This is a genomic window from Pantoea sp. sgz302252 (assembly GCF_047713085.1).
GTDB lineage: Bacteria > Pseudomonadota > Gammaproteobacteria > Enterobacterales > Enterobacteriaceae > Scandinavium.
Genome location: NZ_JBLFJW010000001.1, coordinates 337,087 through 346,209, shown reverse-complemented (window position 1 = coordinate 346,209; position 9,123 = coordinate 337,087). Strand labels below are relative to the sequence as shown.

12 protein-coding genes, 1 tRNA gene, 1 other RNA gene and 1 pseudogene are annotated in these 9,123 nt (G+C 48.5%); 9 read left to right on the top strand and 6 right to left on the bottom strand.

Annotated features, from left to right (window positions below; all coding sequences use genetic code 11):
* A pseudogene (locus ACLW56_RS01750) lies at positions 1 to 208 on the top strand (hypothetical protein); the annotation flags it as partial.
* Here the strand turns inward: ACLW56_RS01750 and ACLW56_RS01745 are convergent.
* Positions 200 to 336, bottom strand: a non-coding RNA gene (locus ACLW56_RS01745) — RtT sRNA. The pseudogene ACLW56_RS01750 and the gene ACLW56_RS01745 overlap by 9 nt on opposite strands.
* 45 nt (positions 337 to 381) lie before the next feature.
* Positions 382 to 469: transfer RNA gene (locus ACLW56_RS01740), tRNA-Ser, on the bottom strand.
* A 264-nt stretch (positions 470 to 733) separates the two neighbouring features.
* On the opposite strand from ACLW56_RS01740, the gene ghrA reads away from it, so the two are divergent.
* The 4 genes from ghrA (at position 734) to ACLW56_RS01720 (ending at position 3,659) form a co-directional block, all read left to right on the top strand.
* Positions 734 to 1,672, top strand: coding sequence for a glyoxylate/hydroxypyruvate reductase GhrA (gene ghrA, locus ACLW56_RS01735; RefSeq protein ID WP_330982092.1), 939 nt, complete (start codon positions 734 to 736; stop codon positions 1,670 to 1,672).
* Between the two features lie 86 nt (positions 1,673 to 1,758).
* Positions 1,759 to 2,496, top strand: coding sequence for a phosphatase (locus ACLW56_RS01730; protein ID WP_330982091.1), 738 nt, complete (start codon positions 1,759 to 1,761; stop codon positions 2,494 to 2,496).
* A gap of 21 nt (positions 2,497 to 2,517) precedes the next feature.
* On the top strand, positions 2,518 to 3,072 hold the full coding sequence (locus ACLW56_RS01725) for a molecular chaperone (RefSeq protein ID WP_330982090.1): 555 nt from the start codon (positions 2,518 to 2,520) through the stop codon (positions 3,070 to 3,072).
* Between the two features lie 101 nt (positions 3,073 to 3,173).
* Positions 3,174 to 3,659 (top strand): DUF1097 domain-containing protein, encoded by a 486-nt coding sequence (locus ACLW56_RS01720; RefSeq protein ID WP_330982089.1) that lies wholly within the window; start codon positions 3,174 to 3,176, stop codon positions 3,657 to 3,659.
* 383 nt (positions 3,660 to 4,042) lie between these two features.
* Here ACLW56_RS01720 and csgG read toward each other — a convergent pair whose 3' ends face one another.
* The 4 genes from csgG to csgD are packed head-to-tail and all read right to left on the bottom strand — an operon-like array spanning position 4,043 to position 6,391.
* A complete protein-coding gene (csgG, locus tag ACLW56_RS01715) occupies positions 4,043 to 4,876 on the bottom strand; it encodes a curli production assembly/transport protein CsgG (RefSeq protein ID WP_330982088.1) in 834 nt (277 codons plus the stop codon).
* A 25-nt stretch (positions 4,877 to 4,901) separates the two neighbouring features.
* Positions 4,902 to 5,312 carry a curli production assembly/transport protein CsgF gene (csgF, locus tag ACLW56_RS01710; protein ID WP_330982087.1) on the bottom strand — a complete coding sequence of 137 codons (411 nt, stop codon included), beginning with the start codon at positions 5,310 to 5,312 and terminating at the stop codon, positions 4,902 to 4,904.
* 21 nt (positions 5,313 to 5,333) lie between these two features.
* The gene (gene csgE / locus ACLW56_RS01705) at positions 5,334 to 5,726 is read right to left on the bottom strand and encodes a curli production assembly/transport protein CsgE (protein WP_330982086.1); all 393 of its coding nucleotides are present in this window, start codon (positions 5,724 to 5,726) and stop codon (positions 5,334 to 5,336) included.
* Between the two features lie 17 nt (positions 5,727 to 5,743).
* Positions 5,744 to 6,391: a biofilm master transcriptional regulator CsgD gene (csgD, locus tag ACLW56_RS01700; RefSeq protein WP_330982085.1), complete on the bottom strand. Its 648-nt coding sequence runs from the start codon at positions 6,389 to 6,391 to the stop codon at positions 5,744 to 5,746.
* 720 nt (positions 6,392 to 7,111) lie between these two features.
* On the opposite strand from csgD, the gene csgB reads away from it, so the two are divergent.
* The 4 genes from csgB to ACLW56_RS01680 all read left to right on the top strand — a co-directional run bounded on the left by csgB (position 7,112) and on the right by ACLW56_RS01680 (position 9,075).
* On the top strand, positions 7,112 to 7,570 hold the full coding sequence (csgB, locus tag ACLW56_RS01695; protein ID WP_330982084.1) for a curli minor subunit CsgB: 459 nt from the start codon (positions 7,112 to 7,114) through the stop codon (positions 7,568 to 7,570).
* A gap of 39 nt (positions 7,571 to 7,609) precedes the next feature.
* A complete protein-coding gene (locus ACLW56_RS01690; RefSeq protein WP_330982083.1) occupies positions 7,610 to 8,053 on the top strand; it encodes a hypothetical protein in 444 nt (147 codons plus the stop codon).
* A 226-nt stretch (positions 8,054 to 8,279) separates the two neighbouring features.
* Positions 8,280 to 8,609 carry a curli assembly chaperone CsgC gene (gene csgC, locus ACLW56_RS01685; protein WP_330982082.1) on the top strand — a complete coding sequence of 110 codons (330 nt, stop codon included), beginning with the start codon at positions 8,280 to 8,282 and terminating at the stop codon, positions 8,607 to 8,609.
* Between the two features lie 142 nt (positions 8,610 to 8,751).
* Positions 8,752 to 9,075, top strand: a complete 324-nt coding sequence (locus tag ACLW56_RS01680; RefSeq protein WP_330982081.1) for a type 1 fimbrial protein — start codon at positions 8,752 to 8,754, stop codon at positions 9,073 to 9,075.
* The last annotated feature ends 48 nt before the right edge of the window (positions 9,076 to 9,123 follow it).

Genomic DNA, 9,123 nt, shown 5'->3' with positions numbered 1-9,123 from the left:
TGCGGACCAGGTGGTCTTCAGGGACCAGTTCATCGAGGGTGATGGTTTCAAACTGGTACTGCTGCGGGGAGAGTTCTCTGAGCATGGCGGTCAGTCCATTAATTGTACTGACCCTATTAGATCAAAGTCCCGGCCTTTCGACCAGGACTTTGTCAGCAGTCTGAAGGGTCTGTACAAAGTACAGACCCTTTTCAGAATATGGCGGTGAGGGGGGGATTGACTCGCTGCGCTCGCCCTTCGGGCAGCCCATCCGCAAGCGGCTGGTCTGTCCAACTGGCTGAAGCCAGTTGTCGAACCCCGGTCGGCGGTTCTCATCCCCCCTGTCGGGCAGAAAATGCAAATAAAAATGCCCAGCTGTTAACTGGACACTCTTATTAAATATGGCGGTGAGGGGGGGATTCGAACCCCCGATACGTTGCCGTATACACACTTTCCAGGCGTGCTCCTTCAGCCACTCGGACACCTCACCATATTGTCTTTCCAGCATCGCTGGAACGGGCGCTAATGTAGGAAAAAGCGTAACTTGCGTCAATCATCTTTTTTAAAAAAGGGTTCGATAAGACAAACTTCAACCAATTTGCTTTCGGATTAATCGTCATTCGCTTTTTTTGTGATCAGCCGCTTGTTTCCCCGAACACACTTTAAAATTTGCTATGCTGATAACCCACTACAAAACAATCAGAAAAATGCGCCCGGTTCCTGCACTGAGAGGCGCTATTAAGAGGAGTTTGTCATGGAGATTATCTTTTACCACCCGACATTCGACACCGCATGGTGGATAAACACCCTGGAGAAACAGCTTCCCGGGGCGAAGGTTCGTGAGTGGAAACCTGGCGATAATAAGCACGCGGACTACGCCCTCGTTTGGCATCCCCCTGTGGAGATGTTGCAGGGGCGCGACCTGAAAGCGGTATTCGCATTAGGGGCCGGTGTGGACTCCATTCTCAGCAAGCTTAACGCTCACCCGGAAATGCTACCGTTGTCGATCCCTCTGTTCCGCCTTGAAGACACGGGCATGGGGCTGCAGATGCAGGAATATGCGGTGAGTCAGGTGCTGCACTGGTTCCGCCGTTTTGACGATTATCAGGCACAGAAGCTGGAAACTCGCTGGCAGCCGTTGCCGGATTATCAACGTGAAGACTTCACTATTGGGATTATGGGCGCGGGCGTGCTGGGCGGGAAAGTTGCGGAAAGCTTGTTGCAGTGGGGATTCCCGGTGCGCGTCTGGAGCCGCAGCCCTAAAGCGTGGCCTGGCGTGACCAGTTTTGCCGGGCAGGAACAACTGGGTGAGTTTCTCTCCGACACTCGCGTGTTGATCAACCTGCTGCCGAATACGGCGGAAACTGCGGGCATTATCAACCATTCGCTGCTTGAGCAATTAAAAGATGAGAGCTATGTGCTGAACCTGGCGCGTGGTATTCATGTTAATGAAGACGATTTACTGCGTGCGCTGGAAAACGGCAAGCTCAAAGGCGCGATGCTGGATGTGTTCAGTCGCGAACCTTTACCCGTTGAAAGCCCGCTGTGGCGTCATCCTCGGGTGGCAATGACACCGCATGTTGCGGCAGTGACTCGCCCTCAGGAAGCTATCGAGTACATCGCCAAAACGATCACCCGCCTGGAGCAAGGCGAGGCAGTCACCGGGCAGGTCGACAGGACCCGCGGCTACTGATTCAAACCCGGCCTGGCCGGGTTTTTCGCTAATAAAGGCCTGGTATTCCTGCTATGCTTGGGTTTAAACCCAGAGAGGAGAATGTGATGTATCCTGTTGACCTGCATATGCATACCGTCGCCAGCACCCACGCCTACAGCACCCTTCATGACTATATCGCCGAAGCAAAACGCAAAGGGATCAAGCTGTTTGCCATTACCGATCATGGCCCGGATATGGCGGATGCGCCGCATTACTGGCATTTCGTCAATATGCGTATCTGGCCGCGAATGGTCGATGGTGTGGGCATTCTGCGCGGTATTGAGGCCAATATTAAAAATACGCAGGGTGACATTGATTGTACTGGCCCGATGCTGACGGCCCTGGATTTTATCATTGCCGGTTTCCATGAGCCTGTTTTCCCGCCTCAGGATAAAGCCACGCATACTGAAGCGATGATCGCGGCTATCGCCAGCGGCAATGTGCATATGATTAGTCATCCGGGTAACCCGAAATTCCCGATTGATATTCAGGCGGTGGCGCAGGCTGCGGCAAAATATCAGGTGGCGCTGGAGATCAACAACTCCTCGTTTATATCTTCACGTCCGGGCAGCGAGAATAATTGCCGGGCCGTTGCCGCGGCGGTGAAGGAAGCGGGCGGCTGGGTTGCGCTTGGCTCTGATTCGCATACCGCCTTTACACTTGGTGAGTTTACCGAGTGTCGAAAAATTCTGGATGCTGTCGATTTCCCGGAAGACCGTATTCTCAACGTGGCGCCACGCCGTTTCCTGAATTTCCTGGAATCCCGCGGTGTGCCACCTATCGCTGAATTTGCTGAACTGTAATTGTCTTGATGGAATAAATGAATGAACGAGTTTTCAATTCTCTGCCGCGTGCTGGGTTCGCTTTACTATCGTCAGCCGCAGGACCCGCTGCTGGTGCCGTTGTTTACCCTGATTCGCGAAGGTAAGCTCGCCGCAAGCTGGCCACTGGAGCAGGACGAGCTGCTGGAGCGTCTGCAAAAGAACTGTGATGGGCAGCAACTGGCGGCGGATTACAACGCGCTGTTTGTTGGTGATGAGTGCAGCGTATCGCCCTACCGCAGCGCCTGGGTTGCAGGTGCGACGGAAGCTGAAGTCCGTAGTTTCCTTTCCTCAAGAGGAATGCCTTTGAGCGACACCCCTGCGGATCATATCGGCACTCTGCTGCTGGCGGCTTCCTGGCTGGAAGACAACTCGGCGGAAGATGAAACAGAAGCTGTCGATACGCTGTTTGCCGATTACCTGCTGCCATGGGTGGGCACTTTCCTCGGTAAAGTGGAAGCTCATGCGACGTCTGTATTCTGGCGCACGATGGCGATCTTAACCCGCGAAGCTTTGCAGGCGATGTGGGATGAACTGCAGGAAGAATCAGCTGAGTAACGTGATGTGCATCACGTTGTAAATGTAACGATGCAGTTATCGTTGCAAATACTGTGCTCGTGATCTCATTCATTGGCCGCACATCTGCTATGATGCGCACCATGAACTTACTTCTCTCTCTCGCACTGACAACAGGCATTCTCTCCGGATTATGGGGATGGGTTGCCGTGTCTCTCGGCCTGCTCAGCTGGGCCGGTTTTTTGGGCTGTACCGCTTACTTTGCCTGTCCGCAAGGTGGCTTGAAAGGGCTGGCTATCGCGTCTGCGACCGTGATGAGCGGAGTGATTTGGGCGCTGGTGATCATTCATGGTAGCGCGCTGGCTCCGCACCTTGAGATTTTCAGTTATGTGATGACCGGGATCGTGGCGTTTCTGATGTGTTTGCAGGCACAGCAAGTGCTGCTGTCGTTTGTGCCAGGCACGTTTATCGGCGCTTGCGCCACGTTTGCAGGGCAGGGTGACTGGAAGCTGGTGGTGCCGTCGTTGGTACTGGGGCTGGTGTTTGGTTACGCGATGAAAAATAGCGGGCTGTGGCTGGCGACGAGAAGCGCGCGAAGAGAGTCAGCTGGCGATGCTGTTAAACAGTAATTGGCCGGAAATAAAAAAGCGTAGCTCGTGAGCTACGCTTCAGACTGCTGACAAAGAAGGAAAAAGCGTGGTTTTTCCTTCTTTGTGGTGAGCAGCCGAAAATCAATAAATTGATTTTCCTTGTTTTTTATTCGATACCCTATGACAGATCTCATTCGTTAGAGGTTTGTCATCACTCTCAAGCGTAGCTCGTGAGCTACGCTTCAGATTGCTGACAAAGAAGGAAAAAGCGTGGTTTTTCCTTCTTTGTGGTGAGCAGCCGAAAATCAATAAATTGATTTTCCTTGTTTTTTATTCGGTACCCTATGACAGATCTCATTCGTTAGAGGTTTGTCATCACTCTCAAGCGTAGCTCGTGAGCTACGCTTTTTTTTGCTCAAAAATCAGGATTCCGGCGGTGAAGCCATATCACGGTATTTCGCTAGAACCGGGCTGTTAATATCGGCTTTGTTTTGCAAATCCCACAGGCCTCGCTCAATGCCATCATTGACCAGGTAAATAACGCCCGTTTCAATGGCGGACATCAGGCACAGCATTACAGGTTCGTTCGAGGTATAACCCACTTCACCTTCCAGCAGACGCTGGTAATCAATGAAGCGGAAGACCCCGGCCTGCACTTCATAAGACAAGATGGTTTTGCTGGTATTGACCGAAGAGAGGACTTCGCCAGTGGCAACGTTAATGACGCGCAGGTTTACGGCTATCTGATCAAGCTGGTATTGGGTATCGGCACCGATGCCGAAATAGCGGGCGCCAATCCCCCCCGATTTCACATTACTTTCATAGCCGATAATAGAGCCTTCAATAATAACGTTGGCGGAACTCAACGCCTGCAACGGTGCCCGGTTATTGGCACCCACATTGCCATTCTCCTGAGCCGCACGAATAATTTTGCGTTCGTTAAGCAGATTCTGTAATCCCTGGCGTTCCAGCGGGATAAACCATTTCGAATCTTTTAACGCAGTCACCAGCATGGCGGTGGCACTTTGCGGTACGGCCGTTGAGAAGTTACTGGCCGGGTAAGGTTTAAATTGCCCGGTTTCGTCCTGAATATTGTAGACGGAGACATAAAGCTTACCGGCAGGAGTCGGTAAATGAGTCAGATCACGGTAGCTTTGTGCCCTCGGCATCAACGTCGGTTTTGCAGCCTCTTTCGGCGGGGCGGTCAGACAGCCACTGAGTAAGATGACCACCAGAAGTACAAATAAACGTTTCATGATTATCTTCCTGTTAGGTCAGTGACTATTGGTCGCCACCCGTGGTCTGCAAACCGGAGACCTGGATGGTTGACGTTTTACCGGTGCTTCTGTCGGTCACGTTTAAGGTGAGCTGGCCATTGCTGTTCTGAATATCAACAATAAAGTCATTGGTCACCAGACGGCCCGGCTTACCGGTAGCCACGTTCCCCAGCAATCCGCTGAGCAGCTGTGACTGGATGGCAGACGTGAAGTTATCCAGGGCGGATGTCTGTGTAAAACCATCACTCCCACCAGGCGCTTTATAGGAATTCTGCGCCTGAGCTTCATTTAGCAAAAAAGAGCCATTATTCGGGTTTCCACCAAAATTAGGGTTAACGAACTGGAATACCATATTTCCGGCCCAACTTGCTGGTGTAATCAATGCGAGCAAAACAACAGTACAGGCGATGCGCATGATTGCCTCCACCTTCTATGTTTAAAATTCATCGTGTGCCAGATCGTCCGTTTTTAATAACGACTGGTCGATTTGGCGTTTGTTAATATTCTCTTGCGTAATCTGTAGTGCTGCGTCTACGGTCTTGTCAAAATTCCGTTTAATCGGGAATAAAAATGTTTGAAACATAATATCCTGATTAACGGTAATGGTTATCCAGCTTCCCCAGCGAGCGCTGGGTCTTTCATTTATCGATAAATTTTCTCGGGTAGTACTGGCCCATTTGTCGGTAAAGGCACGATAGAAATCATGCCCCACCGACGATACAGTATGGTCGGCCACGATACCCGGTATTTCCACTTCTGGGCCAGCATGCACAGAAGGCGCAAGCAGTAGCAGGTTTGCTAATGCAAGCCAACACAGGGAACGTTTCATTTTGGTACGCCTGTTAACTAACGCCTGAGATTATCATTGGCCCATGAGACGGCCTGGGTCCTGTTTTTTACGGCTAGCTTTTTGAAAAGATTGTACAGATGGGTTTTGACGGTGTTTTCGCTGATAAATAGCGAGCGGGCAATTTCAATATTCGATGCGCCGACCCGCAATTTATTCAGGATTTCCCGTTCTCGCTGCGTCAGCATTGCGCTCTCCGCATTGTTGTAACGGTAATTTCCAGAATGGGTAATCAAATAGCTGGCGAGTTTATGCGAGAAATAGCACTCGCCATGCATAATCATGCTTAATCCTTCAATCAGGCGAGTTTCCGTTTCATTGTTATAAAAAACACCGTTAATGTGTGGCCAGTTTTCGATATCCTTGAAAGGGTACTCTTCGGGTGTATTGAGCAACACCAGTTTCATCCCATTGTTTTTACGGCCAAGATTTTCTTGCCAGTGTCCGATCAGCCTTTTATCTGCTTCCATCATATCGAAGATCATAATGCTATCAGGCAAAGCTTCTTCGCTAACGCGATGAATATTTTGTACTTTCCCTGATATATCCAGTGTCGATTTTAAATATTGTAAAAGCGCGCTGGCTTGTAATGATGGTTTAGTCACAAGGACGAGCGTACTGCCTAAACTATGGACTTCATTTAACATGATGAAACTCCACTGTTTTCTAGCAGCTAACAGTTTCCCCTAAATAGGGGTTCCAGAAGTACTGAGAGGCTGCATTGCTGTGTATACGTGAAAGTCAAAGCCCCAAATGGGGAAAAAATCAATAAGACAATACTTGCTACTTCTGATTTCAATCTAGTCATTACCAATCTTTAAGCAAGATCAAACACTGTAACATAATGTAACTCAGAATTTTAAAATGTAATAACTGGCTGGGTTCGACAATTAGAAATGATGATAAAGTTGTACATGCTAATAAATATGCATCAATTTAATTAATCACACAAATGTGCTATCGCTATAATAATTAAGGGATATATTATTGGCATGGTGCGTTTGCAAATCTTGCATATAATACTCACCTCTGTAACGGTTTTTTCTCTGAAAAAAGTTAAGTAAATGAGATCGTGATCCCCATCTTTACGATTGGTTTTTTCCGTCAACGTTAAACACATTGATTTATAAGCTTATCCAGATTTCGAGATATGTTCTTATAATAGAAACAGATTTATTTTTATTTAAAGACGGGGACATACGGTAAAACTCATACTTAGGAATGATCCGAAAAAATTAAAATCAACCTTGCGGGTGACACCTTTTAATTTTGGTCAGCAACATACTGTTCATCATAACGTCGCATTAACAAGAGCCGCGGCGTTATTTAACATGAAATGAAGTTACCAGGATTCAAGCGGGTGGAACATGAACAAGAAAATCGTTTTTCTTTCGTTATCACTGCTGGCGATACCTGGATTTGCAGCTGCATCGGGTTATGATCTGGCCGGTTCAGAATATAATCTGGTTGCCAACGGGCTAAACCTGAATACCTCAAATGAAAACGCCATTGTTAATCAGCGAGGATACGGGAATGGCACGAATGTTCTGCAGGGGGGTGATCATCAAATAGCCGTTGTTTCTCAACGAGGTAACGGTAATCAGTCTGATGTTTCGCAATCCGGTGGGTACAATCTGGCTTATGTAGAACAGGCCGGAAATAGTAATGATGCAGATATTAGCCAATCTGGCTATGGTAATGCGGGCATAATTATCCAACGAGGTTCAGGTAATCATGCCAGTATTTCTCAACAGCAGTCCGTAGGTAGTAGAACAGTTATTGTGCAGAACTCGTCGCAAATGTCTGTGCGTGTTATTACGCACTAATAAATTGCGAACGAACACTATCAAGCCAATGGGGGTTTTATGAAACTGATTAAATTATCTGTTCTTGCAATGGTGATTGTATCCGGTAGCGCATTCGCCACACTTCAATTCCCGGATAGCGAAACAACCAATATTTATCAGGCAGGCTACGGTAACGGCGCTAACGTGCTTCAGGGCGACTCTTACAAAGGTACAGTCAATATTACTCAGAACGGGGTGAATAACCTGGCTGGGGCTAACCAAATTGGCGCAAATCCAGCCATCTTCGGTTTGGGTTCCGGCAGTGAGATTAACGTGAATCAGACTGGCGCAAATAACGTTTCTTACAACGCACAATCAGGCGACAGTTCAAAAATCAACGTCACTCAGGCTAACTTCGGTGGGGCAGGTAACTACTCCAACGTGAGCCAGAGTGCTGATAACTCAGCGGTTAACGTGACCCAATACGGTAACGCTAACTGGGCGAACGTTAATCAGTACTGATTAACCGTTCTTGAACTATAAAAAAACAGGGCCTGTGCCCTGTTTGAGAGTGATGACAAACCTCTAACGAATGAAGATTTGTCATAGGGTGCCTAATAAGAAACAAGGAAAATCAATTTATTGATTTTCGGCTGCTCACCACAAAGAAGGAAAAACCACGCTTTTTCCTTCTTTGTCAGCAGTCTGAAACAGGGCCTGTGCCCTGTTTTTTTTATGGGAGGAAGAGATGAACACCTTACTTATTGCCGCCGTGCTGACCAACAGCATCGCTTTTAATGTGACGCATCAGGGCGACATGTACACCATCACGCCGCAGGTGACGGTCACGCAACCTTGCCAATGTCAGGTCAATATCCAGACCGTTCGAGAGGGGTCTGGTGGCACCAGCAACATCCAACAGAGTAAAACGTTAAAGTTACCCGCTAATCAACCGATAGAAGTATCACGTATGCAGTTAACTATTTCCCCGAGCGACACAGTGAAAGTGGTGGTGACGTTAACAGACGGGCAGGCACTGCATCTGTCTGCACAGTGGCCATCTGCGGAAAGGACATAGCAACTCATCAGGGTGACTGGCGAGATTTCATCCTTGTGACTACTTTTATATTAAGGGTTTACAGTGTCGTGAAAGACCACACGGTGCAGGGCAACGTGTGCCTCACTCTCTCAGGGATGAATCTATTCCACGGAGTTACGCGATGAAAACCTTAACTAAACAGGCGTTATCCCTCGTTTGTTTTACCGCGGCCTTCTTTTCAGGCAGCGCACTGGCGACTTCTTCAACGACACAAGGCGGTGTGATTCATTTTGTTGGGGCTATCGTTGAAGATCCCTGTAATATCGCCGCTAACACCCGGCATATTGCGATGAGTTGTTATCGCGCCGGACAGGTTAAAACCTCTACTATTTCTTATCAGCAAGCCAGCACTGGAAAACCAGTCGACAACGATGTGGCTGCCATCTCTATGCATTATCTCAACACAGAGAAAACGCTGGGGATCGTGATGGTAGATTACAAATAACCCATTCTCTTTTCTCCGTTTCCCCCTGCTATTAGCTAAGCTTGAGTC